20 protein-coding genes are annotated in these 23310 nt (G+C 71.2%); 7 read left to right on the forward strand and 13 right to left on the reverse strand.

From position 1 onward, the window contains the following. Positions 1-104: 104 nt before the first annotated feature. Complete coding sequence (locus ACIA8D_RS40095) at positions 105-1166, reverse strand: LacI family DNA-binding transcriptional regulator (RefSeq protein WP_399240168.1); 1062 nt, start codon at positions 1164-1166, stop codon at positions 105-107. A 104-nt stretch (positions 1167-1270) separates the two neighbouring features. Between ACIA8D_RS40095 and ACIA8D_RS40100 the strand changes: the two genes are divergently transcribed. Next, the gene (locus ACIA8D_RS40100) at positions 1271-2749 is read left to right on the forward strand and encodes a glycoside hydrolase family 43 protein (RefSeq protein WP_399240170.1); all 1479 of its coding nucleotides are present in this window, start codon (positions 1271-1273) and stop codon (positions 2747-2749) included. A gap of 131 nt (positions 2750-2880) precedes the next feature. Here the strand turns inward: ACIA8D_RS40100 and ACIA8D_RS40105 are convergent, their stop codons facing one another. After that, positions 2881-3822 carry a fumarylacetoacetate hydrolase family protein gene (locus tag ACIA8D_RS40105; RefSeq protein WP_399240172.1) on the reverse strand — a complete coding sequence of 314 codons (942 nt, stop codon included), beginning with the start codon at positions 3820-3822 and terminating at the stop codon, positions 2881-2883. Next, on the reverse strand, positions 3797-5125 hold the full coding sequence (locus tag ACIA8D_RS40110; RefSeq protein WP_399240174.1) for an MFS transporter: 1329 nt from the start codon (positions 5123-5125) through the stop codon (positions 3797-3799). Before ACIA8D_RS40110 ends, ACIA8D_RS40105 begins: the two co-directional genes overlap by 26 nt. Before the next feature lie 234 nt (positions 5126-5359). On the opposite strand from ACIA8D_RS40110, the gene ACIA8D_RS40115 reads away from it, so the two are divergent. Both ACIA8D_RS40115 and ACIA8D_RS40120 read left to right on the forward strand, forming a co-directional pair. After that, entirely contained in the window at positions 5360-6688 is a 1329-nt protein-coding gene (locus ACIA8D_RS40115) for an enolase C-terminal domain-like protein (RefSeq protein WP_399240176.1), read from the forward strand. 4 nt (positions 6689-6692) lie between these two features. After that, the gene (locus tag ACIA8D_RS40120) at positions 6693-7436 is read left to right on the forward strand and encodes a FadR/GntR family transcriptional regulator (RefSeq protein WP_399240178.1); all 744 of its coding nucleotides are present in this window, start codon (positions 6693-6695) and stop codon (positions 7434-7436) included. A gap of 16 nt (positions 7437-7452) precedes the next feature. On the opposite strand, the gene ACIA8D_RS40125 is transcribed toward ACIA8D_RS40120, so the two are convergent. Continuing rightward, on the reverse strand, positions 7453-8601 hold the full coding sequence (locus ACIA8D_RS40125) for an LCP family protein (protein ID WP_399240180.1): 1149 nt from the start codon (positions 8599-8601) through the stop codon (positions 7453-7455). A 62-nt stretch (positions 8602-8663) separates the two neighbouring features. Then, positions 8664-9209, reverse strand: a complete 546-nt coding sequence (locus ACIA8D_RS40130) for a transglycosylase SLT domain-containing protein (RefSeq protein WP_399240182.1) — start codon at positions 9207-9209, stop codon at positions 8664-8666. A 476-nt stretch (positions 9210-9685) separates the two neighbouring features. Between ACIA8D_RS40130 and ACIA8D_RS40135 the strand changes: the two genes are divergently transcribed. Beyond that, on the forward strand, positions 9686-11104 hold the full coding sequence (locus tag ACIA8D_RS40135) for an FG-GAP-like repeat-containing protein (protein ID WP_399240184.1): 1419 nt from the start codon (positions 9686-9688) through the stop codon (positions 11102-11104). A gap of 47 nt (positions 11105-11151) precedes the next feature. On the opposite strand, the gene ACIA8D_RS40140 is transcribed toward ACIA8D_RS40135, so the two are convergent. From ACIA8D_RS40140 to ACIA8D_RS40170, 7 genes are all read right to left on the reverse strand, one after another. Continuing rightward, positions 11152-11496: a VOC family protein gene (locus ACIA8D_RS40140; protein ID WP_399240186.1), complete on the reverse strand. Its 345-nt coding sequence runs from the start codon at positions 11494-11496 to the stop codon at positions 11152-11154. Between the two features lie 113 nt (positions 11497-11609). Further along, on the reverse strand, positions 11610-12815 hold the full coding sequence (locus ACIA8D_RS40145) for a multidrug effflux MFS transporter (RefSeq protein ID WP_399240188.1): 1206 nt from the start codon (positions 12813-12815) through the stop codon (positions 11610-11612). 62 nt (positions 12816-12877) lie between these two features. Continuing rightward, on the reverse strand, positions 12878-13375 hold the full coding sequence (locus tag ACIA8D_RS40150; protein ID WP_399240190.1) for a MarR family winged helix-turn-helix transcriptional regulator: 498 nt from the start codon (positions 13373-13375) through the stop codon (positions 12878-12880). A gap of 73 nt (positions 13376-13448) precedes the next feature. After that, entirely contained in the window at positions 13449-14810 is a 1362-nt protein-coding gene (locus ACIA8D_RS40155) for an aspartate aminotransferase family protein (protein ID WP_399240192.1), read from the reverse strand. Positions 14811-14861: 51 nt separating this feature from the next. Then, positions 14862-15968, reverse strand: coding sequence for a phosphotransferase (locus ACIA8D_RS40160; protein ID WP_399240194.1), 1107 nt, complete (start codon positions 15966-15968; stop codon positions 14862-14864). Positions 15969-16151: 183 nt separating this feature from the next. Continuing rightward, a complete protein-coding gene (locus tag ACIA8D_RS40165; RefSeq protein ID WP_399240196.1) occupies positions 16152-17102 on the reverse strand; it encodes an SDR family NAD(P)-dependent oxidoreductase in 951 nt (316 codons plus the stop codon). 215 nt (positions 17103-17317) lie between these two features. After that, positions 17318-18745, reverse strand: coding sequence for an amino acid permease (locus tag ACIA8D_RS40170; RefSeq protein ID WP_399240199.1), 1428 nt, complete (start codon positions 18743-18745; stop codon positions 17318-17320). A gap of 123 nt (positions 18746-18868) precedes the next feature. Between ACIA8D_RS40170 and ACIA8D_RS40175 the strand changes: the two genes are divergently transcribed. Then, a complete protein-coding gene (locus tag ACIA8D_RS40175) occupies positions 18869-19438 on the forward strand; it encodes a helix-turn-helix domain-containing protein (protein WP_399240201.1) in 570 nt (189 codons plus the stop codon). A 69-nt stretch (positions 19439-19507) separates the two neighbouring features. On the opposite strand, the gene hutC is transcribed toward ACIA8D_RS40175, so the two are convergent. Further along, positions 19508-20284, reverse strand: coding sequence for a histidine utilization repressor (gene hutC / locus ACIA8D_RS40180; RefSeq protein ID WP_399240203.1), 777 nt, complete (start codon positions 20282-20284; stop codon positions 19508-19510). Between the two features lie 194 nt (positions 20285-20478). Between hutC and hutU the strand changes: the two genes are divergently transcribed. Then, entirely contained in the window at positions 20479-22164 is a 1686-nt protein-coding gene (gene hutU, locus ACIA8D_RS40185) for a urocanate hydratase (RefSeq protein ID WP_399240205.1), read from the forward strand. A 250-nt stretch (positions 22165-22414) separates the two neighbouring features. Next, a complete protein-coding gene (locus ACIA8D_RS40190; RefSeq protein ID WP_399240207.1) occupies positions 22415-23140 on the forward strand; it encodes an arginase family protein in 726 nt (241 codons plus the stop codon). The last annotated feature ends 170 nt before the right edge of the window (positions 23141-23310 follow it).

The following is a 23310-nucleotide window of genomic DNA, read 5'->3' on the forward strand; positions in this document are numbered from 1 at the left end:
GGCTCAACGACCACCCAGGCCTGATCAGTCAGCTCATGACGACGCACCACGAAAACACCAACGCGCCAACCACTTTGCGGACACGACCTAGGGGCCGAAGAACCTCAACCGCCCGTGCTCTCCCGGACGATGAGCTCGTGCCCGACGACGTGATCGCGCGCCGGAGCCCCGGGCGGCCCGTCGATCCGGTCGAGCAGCAGCGCCACGGCCGCCCGCGCGATCTCCTTCTTGTCCGGGGCCACCGTCGTCAGACTCGGCACGCTGAAGCGCGAGGCCTCGACGTCGTCGAAGCCGACCACGTCGAGGGGGCCCGGGACACTCGTCCGCCGCTCGTGCAGGGCCCTGAGCGCGCCCAGGGCGAGATGGTCGTTGAGGCAGAGCAGGGCGTCGGGGCGTGGGTCGGTGTCGAGGAGCGCGCTCGCGGCCCGGGCGCCGTCCCGCCATTGGAAGGCGTCCACCTGCGTCACGAGGTCGGCGTCGAAAGGCACGCCGGCCTCCTTCAGCGCCGCGCGGTAGCCGTCGGTGCGCAAACGGTCCGTGCCCTGCGGGCCGTGCACCCTCCCACCGATGACGGCGATACGACGACGGCCCCGGGCCAGCAGGTGCGCGGTGGCCTCGCGTGCGGCCGCCACATTGTCGATGGCCACATGGTCCGTGCCGCCGTCGGCGGGCCGCTCGCCGAGCAGGACCACGGGGAAGCCGTGGTCGCGGATGGCGAGGTCGCGCGGGCGCAGCGCGAGCGGACTGAGGACGACGCCGTCGGTGAACCGGGCGTCGAAGCCGCGCAGCGCGGCGAGTTCGCGCTCGCGGTCCCCGTTCGTCTGGTGCAGAAGAACCGTCCGGCCTTGCCGGTCCGCCTCGGCCATCACGAGCGTCGCCAGTTCGGCGAAGTACGCGACGTCCAGCTCGGGCACGGCCAGGGTGATCATGCCGGTGCGGCCCTGGCGCAGCTGGCGGCCCGCGAGGTTGACCCGGTAACCGAGCGTGTCGATCGCTACCTTGACCGCCTCGCGGGTCCGGTCCGACACATGCTCGTAGTCGTTGAGCACGTTGGAGACGGTCTTGGGCGAGACACCCGCGTACTCCGCCACGTCCTTGATCCTCGGCCTGCCCGCCACGCCGCACTCCCCTTCCGTCCGCCGCCCGTGAGCGTATCCATCCGGCATCGCCACGTGGCCGACTCGCCGTCGCAGTCGCCGCGTTGACACGCCTGTGCCCCGTCCCTACCGTCCAGAAGCCTGAGGACTTACATCGATGTAGGGAGTCGCTCATGCGCGCACGACACCGTGCCGCTCTCGTCGCCGGTCTGGCCGCCGCGTTGATCGCCCTGCTCGCCGGCCTGGTCAGCGCGGAGCAGCCCACCACGCAGCGGTCCGCACCGACCTCCGCGCAGCGGCCGGCGTCGGCCGCCGCCGCATCGAGCACCTTCCGCAATCCGCTGAACACCGGCCCGGACCCGTTCCTGTCCTACGCGAACGGGGCGTACCACCTCACCACCACCCAGGGCGGCAGCATCAAGATGTGGAGCTCGCCGTCCCTGGCCACCCTGCTCGACGCCGAACCGAAAACGGTGTGGACGGACACCGACGCCTCCCGCAACCAGCACATCTGGGCACCGGAGTTCCACCGCTCCGGCGGGCGCTGGTACATGTACTACACGGCCGACGACGGCACGGACGAGCACCACCGCCTCTACGTCCTGGAGTCGCAGGGCGACGACCCCACCGGCCCGTACCACTTCAAGGCCAAGCTCACGCCGCCCAACCACGCGAACGACTTCGCGATCGACCCGGGCATCCTCCAGCACAACGGCAAGCTGTATCTCGCGTACAGCGGCCTCAACCCGTACCAGCACAACGGGCTCAACATCGCGCCGCTGTCGAATCCGTACACCGTCTCGGGCGACGCGGTCGCCATCGACGGCGCGGGCGGCTGCCCCGAGGTCCGCGAGGGCCCGGAGTTCCTGAACCGCAACGGCCGTACGTGGATGACGTATTCGACCTGCGACACGGGCAAGCCCGACTACCAGGTGTGGATGATGTCGCTCGCGGACGGGGCCGACCCGCTGGTGCCCGGCAACTGGAAGCAGCACGACGGACCGGTCTTCAAGCGGGCGGACGACCGTGGTGTGTTCGGCCCCGGCCACCACGCCTTCTTCAAGTCGCCCGACGGCAAGGAGGACTGGCTGATCTACCACGCCAAGACCACGTCGACGAACACCTACAGCAACCGCACGACCCGCGCGCAGAAGATCGGCTGGAACGCCGACGGCAGCCCGGACCTGGGCACCCCGCTCGCGATGGGCGCCACCCAGAACCTGCCCTCCGGCGACCCGGGCTCCGGCAACCACTGGATCAACGACGACGGCCGCTCCAGCGGTTCCGGCTCCGTCACGTACACGGGCACCTGGAACTCAGGCACGGGCTGCGCGACGCAGTGCTTCTGGGGCGACGACCACTGGAGCGACAAGGCGGGCAACACCGCGACGTACTCCTTCACCGGCACCCGGATCGCCCTGCTCTCCGTGCAGGACACCGGCAACGGCATCGCCGCGATCAGCGTCGACGGCGGCCCCGAGCAGCGCGTCGACTTCCACGGCGCGATCCGCACCGGCGAGACCCTCCAGTACCTCAGCCCCCGCCTGGCCAATGGCCCGCACAAGCTGCGGGTCCGGGTGACCGGCGACCACGACGCGGACTCCTCGGGCGCGTTCGTGAGCGTGGACCGGGCGGAGGTCTACACGGACTGATACCTACGCGGCCGGGGTGTCGGCGAAGCCGTCCGGCACCCGCGGCGGCGTGCCCTGCGGGAGCCTCCCGCCTCAAGCGCCCTTGAGGTCAAAGGGACTTGAGGTCAAGGAGGCTCTCGCCGGGGAGGACGCTACGCCCCGGTGCCACCGGGCGAGGGCGGCGCCACCCTGTGCGCCCGCCGCGCACCGGGGTCGTCGAGCGCCGCCACCAGCCAGTCGAGGCCGGCCTGTCCGGAACGTACGGGGTTGGTGAGCGTGCCGACGCCGTCGATGGTGATCGCCACCGTGTCCCCTTCGGTCAGGGTGACATCGAGGCCCGGCACGATACCCGTGCCCGTCGAAAGGACCGCGCCCTCCGGGAACGGCTGGCAGTGCCACAGGTGGTCGACCAGGTCCTGGAGGGGGCGGTGGAAGGCGGCCGTGGTGGTCGTGCCCTCGAAGGCCACTCCCCCGTCCCGCCGTATCCGCATGCCGATCTTCAGCGCGGCGGCGTCCGCCACCTCCCACGCCGGGACGATGCCCGCGGACACCGCGGTCGCCCCCGCGTAGATCTTCGCCTGGGGAAGGTAGAGCGGGTTGTCGCCCTCGATGGAGCGTGAGCTGACGTCGTCCACGACGACGTAACCGACCGTCTCTCCAAGACGGTTGAGGACGAGGCCGAGTTCCGGCTCGGGGACGTTCAACTCCGAGTCGTCCCGTACGGCGATGGGTTCGCCGTCCGTGACCACGCGCCACGGCTGCGACTTGAAGAACAACTCGGGGCGTTCGGCGTCGTAGACCCGCTCGTACACCGACTGCTCGCTGCTCTCCTCCACCCTGGCGTCGCGGGAGCGTTCGTAGGTGACGCCCGCCGCCCACAGCTCCATCAAGCCGTCCATCGGCGGCAGGAGCAGCACCGGGCCGGCCACCGCCTGCGTGGGGCCCTCGACCAGGGCCCGCAGTTCGGCCAGTGGCAGCCGCAGCAGGTCTGCGATCCGGGGCACTCCAGCGAAGGCCCGTACGGTGCCCGCCGCGTCGGTGACCCCGGTGCGTACGGTCCCGTTCTCGTCAGCGAAGCGCACGATGTGTGTCATCGGCCGTCCCTTCTTCCGTCGTTGCGTTGTTCTTCTGTCCCACCCAGTGGAAGGTCGCCGCCACCAGGGCGCCCGCGGCGGCGAGCGCCGCGATGAGGTAGAGGCCGCCGGTCTGCGAACCGGTGCCCGCCTCGACCGCGCCCATCGCATACGGGCCCACGAATCCGCCCAGGTTCCCGAAGCCCGAGATCAGTGGAATGGTTCCGGCGATCTGCACCCCGGCGAGGATCGTCGGCGGCACCGTCCAGAACACCGGCTGGGCGCCCAGGAATCCGATGGCGGCGACGCACAGCGCGGCAACCGCGGGCACCGGCGGCAGCAGGACGCCGCCGAGCAGCCCGAGGACTGTGAGGAGCAGTGCGAGGCGCAGCGGGCCGCGCCGGTCGCCGGTCCGGTCCGACCACCAGGGCAGGATCAGCACCCCGGCGAGGGCGAAGACCCACGGCAGCGCGGAGACGAAGCCGATGCCGACGTCGCCCAGGCCGTCGATGCGGCCGACCAGGGCGGGCAGCCAGAACGTCACCCCGTACACGCTGATCTGGATCGCGAAGTAGACGAACATCAGGCGCAGTACGCGGCTGTCGCGCAGGATCTCGCTCGCGCGCTGCGGGGTGTCGGCGCCCTCGGCCGGGCGGTCCGCGGCGATCCGGTCGATCAGCAGTCGGCGTTCGTCGTCGGTCAGCCAAGTGGCCTGCTCCGGGCGGTCGGTGAGCAGCCACGGGATGGCCAGCGCCATCACCACCGTCGGCGCGCCCTCAAGGAGGAACATCCACTGCCAGCCGTCGATCCCGGCGAGACCGTGCAGCCCGATGAGATAGCCGCCCAGCGGGTTGCCGATGATGCTGGAGACGGCGACGGCCGATTGGAAGATCCCGGTTGCCCTGCCGCGGTCGGGGCCCGCGAACCAGTAGGTGATGTAGAGGATCACGCCGGGGAAGAAGCCGGCCTCGGCGGCGCCGAGCAGGAAGCGCAGGATGTAGAACGTGGTCGGGCTGCCGACCAGGGCCATGGCGCAGGACAACAGGCCCCACACGAACATCAGTCCGGCGAGCCAGCGGCGGGCGCCGATGCGGTGCAGGGCGAGGTTCGAGGGCACGCCGAGGACCGCGTAGCCGACGAAGAAGATCCCGGCGCCGAGACCGAAGGCGGCCGCGTCGATGCCGACGTCCGTCTCCAGGTGGCTCTTGACCAGCGCCACGTTCGTACGGTCGAGGAAGCTCAGCACGAACATCACGAACAGCGGTGGCAGCAAGCGCCGCGACACCTTGCGGCGCACCCCCTGCACGGTGGTCGCTGTACTCATCGGACCTCCTGCGATCCAGGGAAGCTTGTCTGGCAGACACCGGCGATCGGGCCAGACATCTGACCCGTGGACCGTAGTGATCGAGCAACTTCCTTGCAATACCTGGGATTTAGGAAATTGACCTTGGTGAAACATCTGGCCACTGGAGCAGACGTCTGACATGTTGGGGCCGTGACCACGGCTGCCGACCGTGGGCCTCCCGTGCTCTGACAGGTCTGACAGGAGTGATTGCCGATGACCGCCCGAATCGTCGACGTCGAGACGATCGACGTCCGCTTCCCGACCTCCGCGTCGCTCGACGGCTCGGACGCGATGAACGACGCGCCGGACTACTCCGCGGCCTACGTGGTGCTGCGCGTGGGCGGCGGCGACGAGCGCACCAACGCCCTGGAGGGGCACGGGTTCACGTTCACCATCGGGCGCGGCAACGACCTCGCCGTGCACGCGGCGCGGGCCATCGGCGAGCGGGCCGTCGGGATGTCCGTGGACGAGATCGTCGGCGACCTCGGCGGCTTCTCACGCCATCTGCTCGGCGACAGCCAACTGCGCTGGCTCGGCCCGGACAAGGGCGCCATCCACCTCGGCACCGCCGCGGTCGTCAACGCCGCCTGGGACCTGGCCGGCAAGCTCGCGGGCAAGCCGGTGTGGAAGCTGCTGGCCGACATGTCACCGCGGCAGATCGTGGACCTGGTGGACTGGCGCTATCTCAAGGACGCGTTGACCCCGGAGGCGGCGCTCGCGCTACTGGAGTCGCGGGCGGCCGGGCGCGCCGAACGCGAGGCCCACGTACGGGAGGTGGGCTACCCCGCGTACACCACCAGTGCGGGCTGGCTCGGCTACGACGACGCCAAGCTCGCCCGGCTGTGCCAGGAGGCCGTCGACGCGGGTTGGGACTCGGTGAAGCTCAAGGTCGGCGCGGATCTGGACGACGACGTGCGGCGGTGCCGGATCGCCCGCGACATCATCGGCCCGGACCGGCGGCTGATGATCGACGCCAACCAGACCCTGGGCGTCGCCGAGGCGGTGGAATGGGCCAAGGCACTCGCCCAGTTCGACATCTGGTGGTTCGAGGAGCCGACCAGCCCGGACGACATCCTCGGGCACGCCGCCATTGCCCGGACCATCGCGCCCACACATGTGGCCACCGGCGAACACGCCCACAACGCCGTGATGTTCAAGCAGTTCCTCCAGGCCGACGCGATCGGCATCTGCCAGATCGACGCCTGCCGGCTCGGCGGTGTCAACGAGGCGGTCGCCGCGCTGCTGCTGGCCGCCGCGCACGACGTCCCGGTCTGCCCGCACGCGGGCGGCGTGGGCCTGTGCGAGCTGGTCCAGCACCTGTCGATCTTCGACTACGTGGCGGTCAGCGGCTCCATGGACGACCGCGTGGTGGAGTACGTGGACCATCTGCACGAGCACTTCCACGACCCGGTCCGGATCCGCGGCTCCCGCTACCTGGTGCCCGAGGCCCCCGGGTACAGCGCGCAGATCCGCCGCGAGACGCTGGCCGACTACCGCTTCCCCGACGGCCCGCGGTGGTCCGGCGACCGGATGGCATCCTGAGCCCATGCCCATCACACCCACCACAGCGGCCGCGGACGGTTCCGGCGACGCCGCGGGCAGTGTCGTCGACGTCGCGATCCACCGCCTGAAGAAGCGCATCGAGACGGGCGAGTTCAGCCCCGGGCACCGGCTGCCACCGGAGACCGTGCTCTCCCACGAGCTGGAGCTGTCCCGTCCATCGCTGCGCGAGGCGGTGCGGGCCCTCGCCATGGCCGGCGTGCTCGAAGTGCGCCGCGGCGACGGCACGTTCGTCACCGACCTGCGCCCGGACCGCCTGGTGCGGGCGGCGGTCGGCTTCCTCGACCTGGCGGGCGACACCGGGCTCGACGAGATGCTGGAGTGCCGCAAAGTGATGGAGCCGGGCGCCACCGCGCTCGCGGCGACCCGCATCGACACCGCCACCCTGGACCGGCTCCAGGAGCGCATCGAGCGGATGCGCACCCTTCAGGACGCGGAGGAACTGGTCCGCGAGGACCTCGCGTTCCACACCGACATCGTCGCGGCGACAGGCAACCGCACCCTGATGTCCCTGCTGGAGACGGTCGCCCAGCGCACGGCCAGGGCCCGCATCTGGCGGGCGCTGGTCAAGTGCGACGTGCTCACGTGGACGCACGAGCAGCACCTGGACATCTACCGGGCGCTGCGCGCCCACGACTCCCTGACCGCCTTCGCCGCGGCACACCGGCATGTCACCGACGTCGACACGTGGGTCCGCGAACGCCTGGACCCGATCCGCGAGCCGGCTTGACGGCCGACGCCGTCCGTCAGGCCCCCGCGCCCGACACCACCGGTGAATCGGTTCGGTCGCCGACCGAGCCCTGGGTCGCCTTCTTCGGGACCGGCTGGTCGTGGCGCAGGGCCTTCCAGACCTTGTGCGAGGCCTTGTCGAGGGGGAGGACGCGGCCCGCGTCCTGCGCGTCGTAGGTGACCGGGAGCGTGACCATGGTGGTGCGGTCGGGGCTGATGCCCTTCAAATCCTTGGCCAGGCCGAGGAGTTTGTCGGCGGACGCCAGCTCGGAGTCCGCGCTGATGCTCTTGGTGGCCGTGTCGGCCAGGGCATAGGACTTGCTCGGGCTGCCGAGCGGGTCGACCGTGTCGGCGCGGTGGATCAGGGCCTTGATGAATGCCTGCTGGAGCTGGATGCGGCCCAGGTCGCTGCCGTCGCCGACGCCGTGCCGGGTGCGCACGAGCGCGAGCGCGTCCTTGCCCTTCAGGCGGTGCTTGCCGGAGTCCAGGGAGAGGCCGCTGTTGGCGTCGTGGATGGGCGAGCGGGTCGTGACGTCCACGCCGCCGAGCTCGTCGATCATCTTCTGGAAGCCCTTGAAGTCGACCTCGAGGTAGTGGTCCATGCGCACGCCCGACATCTTCTCGACCGTCTTCACGGTGCAGGCGGGCCCGCCCTGCGCGTAGGAGGCGTTGAACACCGCGTTGTGCTCCGCCGGTACGTCGCCGTGCGAGGTCTTGCAGGTGGGGCGATCGACCTCGGTGTCGCGCGGGATGCTGACGACGGAGGCCTTCTTGTGGGACTTGTCGACGTGCAGAACCATCGCCGTGTCGGCGCGGGCGCCGAGGACGCCGCTGCCGTACTCGCCGTGGGTTCCCGCCCGGGAGTCGGAGCCGAGCAGGAGGATGTTCATCGCGCCGTCGTTCTGTTCGTGCGGGCGGTTGGCGCCGAGTGCGGCGTCCACGTCGGTGCCCTTGATGTTGCCGTTGAGGTGCTGCCAGGCGTAGGCCACACCGCCACCGCCGACCAGGGTCAGACCCAGGGCTCCGCCGGCGATCCAGCGCAGGGCGCGCTTGCGCTTGCGGTGCCGGGAGCGGCGCAACCGTGCGGGGCCGTAGGCGGGCACCGCGGGCGCCGCGGGCTCATCGGCCGGGTGCGGTGGGTGCTCGTTCCCGCTGTCGTGCGGCATGGGGGGTCTTCCTTACTGCTCAGTGCTGCGTGCTGCGTGACCGGTCTCGTGCGACCGGTGGCTCAGTACGCCGAGTCGACGTTGTCGATCGAGCCGTAGCGGTCGGCGGCGTAGTTCGCGGCCGCGGTGATGTTGGCGACCGGGTCGGTGATGCTGTTCGACGTGCCCGAGACGTGGTACGTGTCGAAGGTGGGCTGGATCACCTGGAGCAGGCCCTTGGACGGCACGCCGTTCTGGGCGTTGACGTCCCAGCCGTTCTCGGCGTTCGGGTTGCCGGAGGACTCGCGCATGATGTTGCGGTGCAAACCGTCGTACGAGCCGGGGATGCCCTTGGACTTCATGATGTCGAGGGACTCGCGGATCCAGCCGTCGAGGTTGTTGGAGTACGTCTTGGCGGGCGCCTTGGCCGGGGCCTTGGCGGGGGCCGCGGTCTTGGTGGCGGCGGGGGCCTTGGCGGGGGCGGTGTGCTCGGCGGCCTGCGCCGGCGAGGTGGGCACCAGGGTGAGGGCCGCGGCGGCGGCGGCCGCGGTGGCGATTCCGGCGGCGGACATCCGGCGCATGCGGTCGGTGCGGTTGGCGGCGCGCGCCGGCATCGGGGCAAAGGGCATCAGCATGAGGGGGTGCCTCTCGTACGGGGTGGTGCACGAAGTGCGTCGTGCGGCGCGAGCCGGTGCCGGTGCTCACCGGCTGCTCCCGGCTGCTCGGGACTTCATCAGGGGTAGCGGCGCGCGGTGGGTGGACGCAAAGGTGTGACGTACTACCCGGTTACGCAGAACCGGCAGATCGGGCACTTCGGACGGGCGCGGGGCGGCGGCGTTCCACGTCGGCCGGGATTACTACTGTCCTTAGCATGTGCCGTGGCTCATATGGGTGGGCTCACAGCCTGTGCGCTCCCCGGGTGCCGTCCGTCACTCGCTTCGGTGGCACCGGCGGGACCTGTCCCGTTCACACCACTTCCACCTCGGCGTGTACAACCAGTCGCCTTCCTCGGCGGTCTGCTGTGATGACGTTGCGCCGCATTCCGCACGGAATCCCCGCGCACCGGCATCACGGCGACAGGACTTCGGGAGTGTGTGTGAACGGCATGAGACGGCAACGGATGCTCGCTGCGTGCGCCACGGCGCTGGCGGTGACGGGAGGCGTGCTGCTGGTGGCGCCCGCGCAGGCGCAGGCCGCGCCCCGGGCCGAGGCATCCCGCGCGGGTGACTTCGACGGCGACGGCTTCGGCGACCTGGCGGTGGGCGCGCCCGAGGGGACGATCGCCGGGTTCGCGAAGGCGGGCTACGTCTCGGTGGCGTACGGCACCGCGCAGGGCGTGCGCACCACCCGGCACAAGGGCATCACCCAGCGCACCGCGGGCATCCCGGGCACCCCGGAGGCGGGCGACCGGTTCGGTTCGGCGACGGCCGTGGGGGACGTGGACGGCGACGGCTACGCGGACCTGGTCATCGGGGCGGGCGGCGAGGCGATCGGCTCCGTGAAGGGGGCCGGTTCGGTCACCGTCGTCTTCGGCGCGAAGGGCGGGCTGAGCGCGGACGCCATCGCCTTCCACGCCCCGACCCCGACGGCCCGCCAGGCCTTCGGCGACAAGCTGGCCGTCGGCGACTTCGACCACGACGGCCGCGCCGACATCGCGGTCGCGGCCGGGACGAAGGTGCAGGTGGTGAAGGGCGCCGCCAAGCTGCGCGACACCCCGAAGCCGGCCATGAAGGCCCTCACCCCGCCCGGCGGCGGCGCCGGAACCGGACAGATCGCGGCGGCCGACGTCAACGGCGACGGCTACCAGGACCTCGCCACCGTCGCCTACTTTGACGACGCGGCGGACGAGGGCACCCTCGGCGTCCTGGCGGGGTCGGCCAAGGGCCTCACCGGTACGACGCTCGGCAAGACGGGCCTGCCGTTCGCGGGCTACAGCATCGTCGCCGGTGATGTCACGGGCGACGGCAAGGACGACATCGTCGTGGACACCACTTTCTCGGACGGCCCCGACGACTTCCTGATGCGCATGTTCCCGGGCACCGCCTCGGGCATGGGCAAGGGTGTCGCCTACGAGGGCGAGGCACAGCCCGGCCGCGCCGGTGTCCTCGCCGACCTCGACGGCGACGGCCACGCCGACCTCGTCACCTCCGACACCACCGCCACCGACCCGGACGGCTTCAACAACGCGGGCGCGGTGACGGTCGTCCCTGGCGCCGGCTCCGGCCTCGACGCGCAGGGCGCGCGCACCATCACCCTGGCCACGCCCGGCGTGACCGGCTCCAGCGAGGGCAACGACCTCTTCGGCTCAGCGGTGGCCGCCGGCGACTACGACGCGGACGGCACGGCCGACCTCACCGTGGGCGCCCCCGGCAAGTACCTCGGCACCGGTGCGGTCAGCGTCATCCCCGGCTCGGCGGACGGACCGACCGGCAAGGGCTCGATCCTCTTCACCCCGGAGGACCTGGACCACCCGGCGGTCAAGGCCCGCTTCGGCTCGGCCCTGGGCGCGACGACGCGCCACTGACGCGGACGGCCCCGGGGGTGTGCCCCCGCGCACCCCTGGGGCCGGTCTCACACCGTGGGTGCCTCGGCGAGCGAGAGGCTGTTGCCGTCGGGGTCCAGTACGACGACGTGGCGCACGCCGTTGCCGTAGGTCTCGACCGGATCGTGGTCGACACCGTGCGCCGCCAGCCGGGCCAGCGTCTCGTCCAGGTCGGTCACGCCGAGCGTGACCATGGCGCCGCCCACGCGCGCGGCCCGGACGTCGCGGTCGTCGACGACGACCCACGCGTCCGCGCCGACCTGCCACAGGTACTCCTCACCGATGACCTCGTCGGCCGGGCGCCCGAAGAACACCTCGTACCACCCCAGCGCCCTGGCCCGCTCGCTCACACACATCACGCTGTAAAGATCCACCTGCACCACTCCTCCAGGCCGGTTCGGTGGGTAGACCTGTTCCGGGCCCGGGACTCATCGTCCGGCCCGCTGAGCGTGGGTGCGTGACGACGCCGCGTCTGATCCCTCGCGTCCTACGAGGTGGTCCCGTGACGCTCGCCCGCCGCCAACGCACCGCTGCCCTGTCGGCGGCACACCACCGCCCCGACCGTCGCCAGCGCCAGGAAGCCTCCCATCACCAGTGCCATCGGGGCCGCGCTCCGTGTGCCGAACAGGCCGACCAGTGGTGACGCCGCCGCGCCGAAGGTGAACTGGGCCGCACCCAGGAGGGCGGACATCGCGCCGGGGGCCTCCCGTCCCCGGCTCTGGCCCACCGTGGTGACCGCGGGGAAGAGGAAGCCGAACGACGCCACCGACACGAACAAACACAGCCAGACCGGCCACAGGCCGACCCCGCCCGCACCGGTGAACAGCAGGAGTGCGACCTGGCCCGCGAGGCCGACCGCAGCGCCCACCAGCATCAGCGAATCCGGGCCGAACCGCCGGGCCAGACGCCCGTACAGCAGCGAGGCCCCCAGGTTCCCGAGCGCGTTCACCCCGTACACGAGGCTGCTCGCCGCGGGCGAGAGGCGCAGCAGGTCGTGCAGGACGAACGTGGCCCCGGCCACGTAGGCGAAGACCGCCGCCCCCATGCAGCCCATGGTCAGTACCGGCGCAAGGACGGTGGGCCGCGCCAGGAGACGGGTCGTCGCGCGCAGAGCCCCGCCGGCCCCTCCCCCGATGCGCCGTTGCGGCGGCAGTGACTCGGGCACGCCGCGAGCCAGTCCCACCACCAGGACGCCGCCGACGATCCCGAGCGCCACGAACACGAACCGCCACGGCGCCACCGCCAGCAGCGCACCGCCCAGCACCGGGGCCAGCACCGGCCCCAGCGCGCCGATCCCGGCCAACGTCCCGTACACGCGGGCGAGTTCGGTCCCGTGGAACAGGTCGACGACCACGGCCCGCCCGACCACCAGGCCCGCGGCCCCCGAGACACCCTGCCCGAAGCGCAGCGCCGTCATCGCCTCGATGGTGGGCGCGAGCGCGCACCCCAGTCCGAACAGGGCGAACGCCGCCGTACCCAGCAGCAGGACGGGCCTGCGGCCCACCATGTCGCTCAGCGGCCCCAGGACGAGCTGCCCGACGATGACACCGAGCAGGAACGACGTGAGCGTCACCTGCGTCCCCGCGCTGCTCGTGGCGAGCGACCGCGCCATGTCCGGCAGGCCGGGTACGTACATGTCCGTGGCCAAGGGACTCGCGGCCCCGAGCCCGGCCAGTACCGCCAGGAGCAGCACCCGTGAACCGTCGCGACTGCCTGACCCGACCCGCCCTCGCCGCGTTCCCTCCCTGCCTGCGATCACCTCGGTCGCCCCCGTGTCCCGTCGGCGGAATCCGTTCCGTCGTCCAAGTCCAGGTCGACCAGAGCGAGTTGCTGCATCAGATCGCCGGCCAGGCGCAGGAGTCCGCGCTCGGCCGGCGTCAAGGTGCGTGCGAGGGCGGACGCCAACCAGGCGTTCCCGTCCCGGACATGCTCCCGCAGTGCTTCCACACCGTCCTCGGTGACCGCGAGGTCCTGGCGCCGCTTGTCCACGGTGCTCCGGTTGCGCGTCACCCGCCCTTGTCGCTCCAGCTCGTGCACCACGCGCGTCAGCGACTGCGCCTGGACCCCTTCGATCGTCGCCAGCTCGCTGATCGCCAGCGGGCCACGGTGCTTGAGGTTCGACAACACCGAGGCCGACAGCCGGGTCAGCGGTTCGGCACTTCCCAGATGCTCTGCGCGCAGCCGGGACGCCAGGCGCGAGACGCCCCAGCGCAGTTGCTCGGCGGTGGCCAGGTCCTCATCGTCGGCGTCCATAAAACCAAGCTAGGGCTTCCCTCTTCACGAGAGAAGTCCTAGGGCAGCGAAGAAAATACCAAGCCCAAGCGTGCTACTTACCGCCGGCGCCGAGCACCTCGTCCAGGACGCTCAGCAGTCGGTCCGCGTCGTTCTCGTCGAAGACCAGTGGCGGGCGGATCTTCAGGACGTTGCCCTCCGCGCCGGTCGCCGAGATCAGGACCCTGCGTTCGCGCAGGCCGTTGACCACCGTGGTCGCCAGTGCCTGGTCCGGGGTCTTGGTGTCTCGGTCCGTGACCAGCTCCACGCCCACATACAGGCCGGCCCCGCGGACGTCGCCGATGGACGGGTGGCGGGCACTCAGACCGGTGAGGCCCGTGCGCAGGATCTCGCCCACCCGGCGGGAGTTGTCGAGGAGGTTCTCGTCGCGGATGACGTCGAGGGTCGCCTGGGCCGCGGCGATGGCCACCGTATTGCCGCCGAAGGTGTTGAAGTACCGCATGTCGTGGCCGAATTCGGCGACGGCGTCGTGGGTGACGGCGAGGCCCGCGACGGGGTAGCCGTTCCCCATGGGCTTGCCCATCGTGACGATGTCGGGGTGCACGTCGTGGCGCTGGTGGCCCCACATCCGCTCGCCCGAGCGGGCGAATCCGCACTGCACCTCGTCCGCGATGAACAGTCCGCCCGCCTCCTGCACCGCCTTCACCGCCGGGCCGAGCAGATCCGTCGGCTGGGCGTACAGTCCGTCGGAGCTGAAGAGGGAGTCGACGACGAAGGCGGCCACGCCCACTCCGTGGCGCTCCAACTCCCGTATCTGCTCGCGCACATGGTCGGCGAACCACTCCGCCATGCCCTCCGGGGAAACGCGGTACGAGTCCGGGGTCGGCACCCGGCGAACCCAGGTACCCAGCAGAGCGTTCTCGCCCATCGCCGGTGAGATCCCCGCCACCTGGTCGGAGTTGCCGTGGTACGCCTCCGAGGTGATGATGACGCCCTGGTTGCCGGTGCGGTACTTGGCAATGCGCAGTGCGAGGTCGTTGGCCTCCGAGCCGGTGCAGGTGAACATCGCGTGGCCGTCCGCGACCGGCCCGGAGAGGGTGGCCAGCAGGTCCTCCGCGTAGTCGAGGACGCCTTCCTGGAGGTAGCGGGTGTGCGTGCACAGTGTCTGCATCTGCGCGTGCACGGCCTCGACGACGTGCGGGTGGACGTGGCCGACCGAGACGACGTTGTTGTAGGCGTCGAGGTACTCGTTTCCCTCGTCGTCCCAGAGGCGGCAGCCCTTGCCGCGCACGATGTGCAGCGGTTGCTGGTAGAAGAGGCGGTAGGCCGGGCCCAGCAACTTTTCGCGGCGCGCAACCAGTTGGCGGGAGGCCGGTGAGAGGCCCTCCGCCGCGCTCGGGTCGAACGCGTTGTTCATCTTTCCGCGGGCCTTGGCCGTGGGCTCAGGGGTGCTCATGCTCGTCCTTCGTGGTGGTGTGTGCGGTGGGCGGGCCGGGCGGCGGCCCGATCAGAGGAACGTCGCGGAGATCTCGTCGGGCGTACGGTCGAGGAACCACGCCAACTGGCCCCACCCCGGGCGGGTATTGCGCAGGATGTACGTGGTGTTCCCTGGGATCAGCGACGCCCGGTGCAGGGTGATGAGCGCACGGGCGACCACCCGGCCCATCACGAGGTGCGGGAGCAGCGCCAGTTCCGTCTCGGTGAGGTCGGCGTGGCGAAGGTATCCGCGCAGTACGTCGCGGGCCTCGGCGAACAGGTCCGGGACGGGGCGCCGCGCGGCGTCCCGGGGCAGTTGGTTGAGCAGCGCGGTGGCGACATCGACCGCGATCGCGGTGTGCACGGCGTCGCCGAAGTCGATGACACCAGTGACGAATTCCGCGGCGCCGTGGTCGACGAGGAGGTTGGACGTGCTGAAGTCGTTGTGCAGCACCTGGCCGCGCAGGGACGGCAGTTGGGGCACGGCCGTGTCCGTGTAGCGGTCCAGGCCCTCGACCAGGGCCCGGCGTTGCGCGGCGTCCGGGACCTCGTCCAGCAGGGGGCGCAGCGCCGGGAGGTGGGTGACATCCCAGGCGCACACCCTGCCGTCCGCCGCGTGCCGGAAGTCGGCGGTGGCGTGGCGGAGTTGGGCCAGCATCTCCCCCACGCGCTCCCGTTCCGGCGCGGAGGTCTCCGTCGTGTCGAGCGGTGTGCCCACGGCGAAGGTCATGACGCGCGCCAAGCGGTGCCTGCCGGACCCGTCCCGTAGCGGTTCGAGCAGTCGGCCGCCGCGTGAGGGCAGCAGTTCGGGGACCGGCACCCGGTATCCGGACTCGTGCACGTGCCGCATCAGCTCGGTCTCGAAGTCGACTTCGCCGTCGTCCTCGTCGGGGTGGGAGACCTTCACGACGAATTGCTCGCCCGGTGAGGTGTCGAGGCGGAAGGTGTCGTCCTTTTCCGTCGCAAGCCGGGTCGCGGCGACGACGTCGAGGGACCAGCGTGCGCGGGCCAGGGCGACCGCTTCGGTCTCGCTCATCACCGCGTGGGCCGCGGCCAACCGCCCGCTCCCCAGGCCGAGCCGGTCGAGCGTCACACCGGGTCCCGCACCCTCGATCTTCCGGGCAACCGCGTCCGTCATGCCACCGTCCTTCCCCGGCGCGCAGGTCACCGGTGATCTCCGTAATGACGCACTCGACGTTCGTGCGCTCCTCGTGCCGCTCTAGCTCCCCGCCGCCCCCCTCACGCCTCGTGCCGTTCGTACTCCTGTGCCTCCCCGAAGGAATACGCCGCCACGCCCTCGCCAAAACATGCCGACCGCCGCCTACCGGAAGCCGAGGTCCGGGTCCGTTCCGGTCAACTCCCCGCTGGCGGCCCACAGTCGTGCGGCCACGTCCGCGTCCGCCATGTGCGCGGGAACCGGCTCCCGCCGCGGCGTCCCCCGCAGCCCGAAGACCCGCGGCCCCCACAGATCGCCTCCTCGTACCTGCGGATCGAGCACGGCACGTACGACGGGCCATGCCCCGGCCTCCTTGCCCTGGACCAGGAGCGCGGCGGGCAGGGCGCGCAGCCGTTCGCCGGGCGTGGTCACGCGGACCGGCGGGCGGGACGGGGTGAGGGAGTCGAGCGCGCCGCCGGGGTGGGCGACCACGCTCAGGACGGTGCTGTCGAGGGCCCGGAGTCGGCGGTCGAGTGCGAAGCCGAAGGACATCTGGGCGAGCTTCGAGCGGCCGTAGGTGCGCTTGGGCCGGTAGTCCCGGGTCGACTGGAGGTCGTCGAGGTCCAGTCGTTCGGAGCGTGCCGCGAAGCTTCCCACCGTCACGACGCGGCCCGCGGGCGCCGCCGACAGCAGGGGTGCCAGCCACTGGGTCAGGGCGAAGTGGCCGAGGTGGTTGGTGGCGAACATCAGCTCGTGGCCGTCGGCGGTTTCGCGGCGGGGTGGGTCGTCGAGCGCGACCCCCGCGTTGTGGACCACCGCGTCGAGCCGGTCGAGGCCGAGGCCGGACACCGACGCCTTCAGGGACGTCAGGTCGGCGAGGTCGAGGCGGAGGTGGCTCACCCGGGCCTCCGGGACGCGCGAGCGGATCGAGGCCGTCGCGGCGTCGGCCTTGGCGCGGTCCCGGCAGCCGAGGACGACGTGCGCGCCGGTGGCGGCGAGTTGCTCGGCCGCGAAGTAGCCGATCCCGGCGTTGCCCCCGGTGACCAGGAAGGTGCTGCCCTCGGCGGACGGCAGGCGGCGAACGTCCCACGGCCGGTGCCGGGTTGCGGAAGACACGGTTTCGGACTCCTTGCGCTCTGGGGCGGTGTGCTCATGGCCGGCGGAGCACCCGTACGCCCACCGTCACAGGCCCCACCGACATGTCGCCGACAGGTCTCCGACACACTGCGACTCGGTCACACTGCGGCCCGACACACTGCGGCCCGGACCGCGACGCCGTTTGCACGGTCGACGTCGCGGTCCGGGCCGCAGGGGTTCTCACGTCAGGTCAGTCAGCCGGCGACCTCGGCCCGCTCCTGCGAGGTCGCGTCCACCTCGGCCGGTGCGGACTGCGGGCCCGCACCGGTCTTGCGGCGTACCGCGAGGACGTAGACGACCGTGAGCAGCGCCAGCCAGACCGCGCCGACCTCCAGCGCCACGCGCGTGTCCTCGTGGATGCCGAGCAGAACCAGGACGGCGACCATGAAGACGAGCGTGATGATCTGGCCGTAGGGCCAGAACGGGGCCGGGAACTTCAGGGCCGCGGTCTCCTCGGCCGACATCGAGCGACGGGCCTTCACGTGGGTGAGCATGATCATCACCCAGACGAAGACCGTCGCGAACGTGGCGATCGAGGAGATGATCAGGAAGATTTCGCCGGGCACGACGGCGTTCATCACGACACCGAACAGCAGGGCGCCGATCATGACGAGGGTGGTCACCCACGGCACGCCGTTGCGGGTCGTGCGGCGCATGGCGGCGGGGCCGTGGCCGCGCTCGGCGAGGCCGTACATCGTGCGTCCGGCGGCGAAGATGTCGCTGTTGATGGCCGACAGGGCGGCGGTCAGGACGACGACGTTGAGGACGGCGGCCGCGGACTTGAGGCCGACCCCGGCGAAGATCTGCACGAACGGGCTGCCCGAGGCGTCGATCTGCTGCCACGGCGTGATCGACATGATGACGGCGAGGGTCAGGACGTAGAACAGGATGATCCGCAGCGGGATGGAGTTGACCGCGCCCGGGATCGTCTTCTCCGGGGACTGCGCCTCGCCGGCCGTGACGCCGATGATTTCGGTGCCGCCGAAGGCGAACATGACGATGGCGAAGGAGATCACGAAGCCGTCGATGCCGCCCGCGAAGAAGCCTCCGTTGCCCCACAGGTTGTCGAGGCCGACGTGCACGTGGCCGCTGCCGAGGCCGAAGGCGATGACCGCGATGCCGACCAGGATCATCGCGACGATGGCGACGATCTTCACGAGCGAGAGCCAGAACTCCAGCTCGCCGAAGACCTTCACGCTGACGAGATTGAGCGCGCCGACGATGACGACTGCGGCGAGCACCCAGATCCACCGGGGCACGTCGGGGAACCAGAAGCCCATGTAGACGCCGATGGCGGTGACATCGGCGACGGCGACGATGACCATCTCGAAGGCGTACGTCCAGCCGGTGAGGAAGCCCGGCAGCGGGCCGAGGTACCGGTTCGCGTACTCGCCGAAGGAGCCGGCTGTCGGCGATGCCACGGCCATCTCACCCAGCGACCTGAGGACGAGGAAGACGGCGGCGCCGCCGATCAGATAGGCGAGCAGGACGGCCGGGCCGCCCGCCTGTATGGACTCGGAGGAGCCGTAGAACAGCCCCGTGCCGATGGCTGAGCCCAGCGCGATGAAGCGGATGTGCCGTGAGTTGAGCCCTCGGCTCAGGCCGACCTTTTCGGTACGCAAACGAGTGTCTCCCTCTTCGGGGTGGGGCCAACGGACGTTCCGGGGGACCTGATGTCCGGGCTCCCAATGACGAACGGCAGCCTGTATATTCCTGTCTATACAGGTGCGTCAAGAGGTGGTCCGATGAGTGAGCGCACGAACGGCCCCGAGCGGTCCCCCGGAACCGCGTCGAGCGCGTCCCCGGCCGTGGGACGCGCCCTGGACATGTTGCTGTACCTCGCCGGCCGACCTGGCCTGGTGCAAGCCGCTACTCTAGCCCGTGACCTGGGCATTCCACGCTCGTCGGCCTACCACGTGCTCACAGTCCCGGCCGACCGCGGCTTCGTCACCTACGTGCCCTCGGAGCAGGCCTACGGACTTGGTGTCTCGTCCTTCGAGGTGGGCTCCGCTTACCTGCGCCACGAGCCGTTGGAGCGGCTGGCCCGGCCCATCCTGCGTACCGTCGCGAGCCGGCTCGGCCAGACCGTGCACCTCGGGATCCTGCACGGCGCCGAGACGGTCTATCTCCTCAAGGAGCGGCCACCGGCCCGTGCCGGTGACATCGACATCGCACTCGTGACGGATGTGGGTGTGCGGCTGCCCGCGCAAACGAACGCCCGGTGGCCGCGATCAGCACCACCTGGCGCCGCCATCACGGACGGCACGACACCGAAGCCGTCCGCGAGACACTCGCCCAGGGCGCGGGGCGGCTGACCACGGCGCTCTCCGGACACATCCCGGCGACAGGCTCGGGCCGGGCATCGTCCTGAGCCGAGCCCTTGCTCAGTGCGTGGCGAACGCACCCTCCAGCCGGTAGCGGGTGCCCGGGTGCAGCAGGCGCGCGATGCTCACGAGGGCGTCCCGCGACCAGGTGCGGCGCTGGATGAGCAGACACGGCTCGGCCGGTCCCACGTCGAGGATCTCGCACTCCTGCGGCGTGGCCAGGACCGCCTCCACGATGTGCTCGCCGCGGCCGAGCGGAGCCACCTTCGACAGGAACGCGAACGGTGTCTGGAGCGTGAAGTCCTGGTCCAGGTAGCCGGGCGCGAAGGCCGGGTTGACGTACCGGTCCTCCAACTGGAGCGGCACCCCGTCCTCGTAGTGCACGACCTGGGAGCGGAAGACCGGCCGGCCCTTGCCGAGGCCGAGGTGTGCGCCCGTGCGCTCGTCGGCCTGCTCCTCGCCCAGGGACAGGACGCGGGCCGAGTAGCGGTGGCCGCGCCGGCGCACCTCGTCGGCGATGTTGTGGACCTCCAGGAGCGCGGAGCTGGCCTTGCGCTCGGCGACGAAGCTGCCGACGCCCATGACGCGCCGGATGACCCCGTCGGAGGCGAGTTCGCGCAGCGCGCGATTGACCGTCATCCGGGACAGGCCGAGCGCGTCGACGAACTGGCTCTCCGAGGGCAGGGCGTCGTCCTCGCGCCAGTGGCCGTCCCTGATCTGCCGCTCGACGAGCTCCTTGACGCGCTGGTACGCGGGCACGGCACTGCTCGCGCCCTCCGCGTACCACCGGGCCAGTTCGGCCGGCTCCACCGTCGCGTCGCCCACTGTCCTCGCCATCCACTCCCCCGCTACCGGCTGCTGCTGCGTACCTCGAATCCTATGGGGACGGTGCCCCCGGCGGACGGGCAGCCGGTCCCGCTCGCGGTGACGCGTCTCGGATCCGAGAAATACGGGCGGCCCCGCTGGTCCCGGCCGCCGCGCTCGCGTGTCATGACGGTGCACAACGGCTCGATCCCCCCTGAGGAGCAGACATGACCAGCCCTTCCCCCGAAACGCCGGGCGTCGTCCGGGCGCCGCGCGGCACCGAGCTCAACACCCTGGGGTGGCAGCAGGAGGGCGCCCTGCGGATGCTCATGAACAACCTCGACCCCGAGGTCGCCGAGCACCCCGAGGACCTCGTCGTCTACGGCGGCATCGGGAAGGCCGCGCGCAACCACGCGGCGTACGACGCGATCGTGCGCACGCTCAAGACCCTTGCGGACGACGAGACCCTCCTCGTGCAGTCCGGCAAGCCGGTCGGCGTGCTGCGGACCAACGAGTGGGCGCCGCGCGTGCTGCTGGCGAACTCCAACCTCGTGGGCGACTGGGCGAACTGGGAGGAGTTCCGCAAGCTGGAGGCCGAGGGCCTCATGATGTACGGCCAGATGACGGCCGGCTCCTGGATCTACATCGGCTCGCAGGGCATCCTCCAGGGCACCTACGAGACCTTCGGCGCGGTCGCCCGCAAGAAGTTCGACGGCACCCTCGCAGGCACCATCACGCTCACCGCCGGCATGGGCGGCATGGGCGGCGCCCAGCCGCTCGCGGTGACGATGAACGACGGTGTCGCGATCTGCGTCGACGTCGACGAGACCCGCATCGACCGCCGCATCGGCACCCGCTACCTCGACGTCAAGGCCGACAACCTCGACCACGCCCTTGAGCTGGCGGTCCAGGCGCGCGACGAGCGTCGAGGCGTGTCCATCGGCGTCGTCGGCAACGCCGCCGAGGTCTTCCCCGAGCTCCTGGAGCGGGACGCGCCGATCGACATCGTCACGGACCAGACCTCGGCCCACGACCCGCTGGCGTACCTGCCAGTCGGCATCTCCGTCGCCGATTGGGACAAGGAGCGCGAGGCGGACCCGGCCGGCTTCACCGACAAGGCCCGCCAGGCCATGCGCCTGCACGTCGAGGCCATGGTCGGCTTCCTCGACAAGGGCGCCGAGGTCTTCGACTACGGCAACTCCATCCGCGACGAGGCCCGCAAGGCCGGCTACGACCGGGCGTTCGACTTCCCGGGGTTCGTCCCGGCGCACATCCGGCCGCTGTTCGAGGAGGGCCTCGGCCCGTTCCGCTGGGCCGCCCTGTCCGGCGACCCGAAGGACATCGCGGCCACCGACAAGGCGATCAAGGAGCTGTTCCCGGAGAACAAGCACCTGCACCGCTGGCTCGACATGGCCGGTGAGCGCGTCGCGTTCGAGGGTCTCCCGGCACGCATCTGCTGGCTCGGCTACGGCGAACGCCACCTGGCGGGCCTCAAGTTCAACGAGATGGTGGCCAGCGGCGAGCTGTCCGCGCCCGTCGCCATCGGCCGCGACCACCTGGACTCCGGCTCGGTGGCCTCCCCCTACCGCGAGACCGAGTCGATGCTCGACGGCTCGGACGCCGTCGCCGACTGGCCGCTGCTCAACGCCCTGGTGAACACGTCCTCGGGCGCCTCCTGGGTGTCGATCCACCACGGCGGCGGCGTCGGCATGGGCCGTTCCATCCACGCCGGTCAGGTGTGCATCGCCGACGGCACCGAGCTCGCCGCCCGCAAGCTGGAGCGCGTCCTCACGAACGACCCCGGCATGGGTGTCATCCGGCACGTCGACGCCGGGTACGAGCACGCCTCCTCGGTCGCCAAGGAGCGCGGTGTGCGCGTTCCGATGACGGAGGGCGAGGGCGACTCCGCGTGAGTACGTCCCCCAAGTTCCGGGAGGGCGCTCTCCCGGTCGCCGACGTTCCGGCCCGGCCATGGTCGGGCCGGGACGACGGTCCTGGCGCGGAGAACCTGCGCCGGCACCACGCCGTCGGGCTCGATGCCGGTGCGGCGCAGCCCGGTGACGTGGCCTTCGTCGGCTTCGCCAGCGACGAGGGCGTCCGCCGCAACAAGGGGCGGCAGGGCGCCGCGCAGGGCCCGGACGCCCTGCGGCGCGCCCTCGCCCGATGGCGCTGTCGAAGCCGCTGCGGGCGCTCGACGCGGGTGACGTGGCGGTCGACGAGGGGGCGCTGGAGGCGGGTCAGCAACGGCTCGGCACCCTGGTCACGCACCTCGTCGACGCGGGACACCCCGTGGTGGTTCTCGGCGGCGGTCATGAGGTCGCGTTCGGCACGTACAGCGGCCTGGAGCGGACGCGCGCGGTACGCGCCGGTGGCCGGCTCGGGGTGCTGAACCTCGACGCGCACTTCGACCTGCGCGACGACGTACGGCCCAGCTCGGGAACGCCGTTCCTACAGATGTCGCGGAGCGAGGCCCGGCACGGACGCGACCTCAACTACGCGGTGCTGGGCATCAGTCAGGCCTCCAGCACGCAGGCCCTGTTCCGCACCGCGGAGACGCTCGGGGTGCGGAACCTGCCGGACACCGAGTGCGGGGTCCTGGACCTGGCACGGGTCGAAGCCTTCGTCGACGCCTTCCTCGACAGCTGCGACCTCGTCCACCTGACGATCGACCTCGACGTGCTGCCGGCGGCCGTGGCCCCGGGCGTCAGCGCACCGGCCGCGTACGGGGTGCCGATGGAGGTCGTCGAGCGGGTCTGCGCGCGGGTCGCGGGCAGCGGCAAGCTCGTGGTGTGCGATGTGGCCGAGCTGAACCCGGAGTTCGACGTCGACACCCGCACGGCACGCGCGGCCGCCCGCCTGGTGCACCGCATCGCAACCGGCTGGGCCTGACATCACTCCCCCATGAACAAGCCGCCAGGCCGCCCGGCATGCGAGCGCCGCGGCCTGGCGGCCGCGGGTGTTCCTGCCCTAGGTCGTGTCCGCAAAGTCATGGCAGCCAGAGTCGTAGGCAGGCGATGGTGACCATGGCTTTGTAGTGGAGGGCGCGTTTGTCGTAGCGG

Origin of the sequence: Streptomyces sp. NPDC051684 (assembly GCF_044453445.1) — a bacterium.
Classification (GTDB): Bacteria; Actinomycetota; Actinomycetes; order Streptomycetales; family Streptomycetaceae; genus Streptomyces.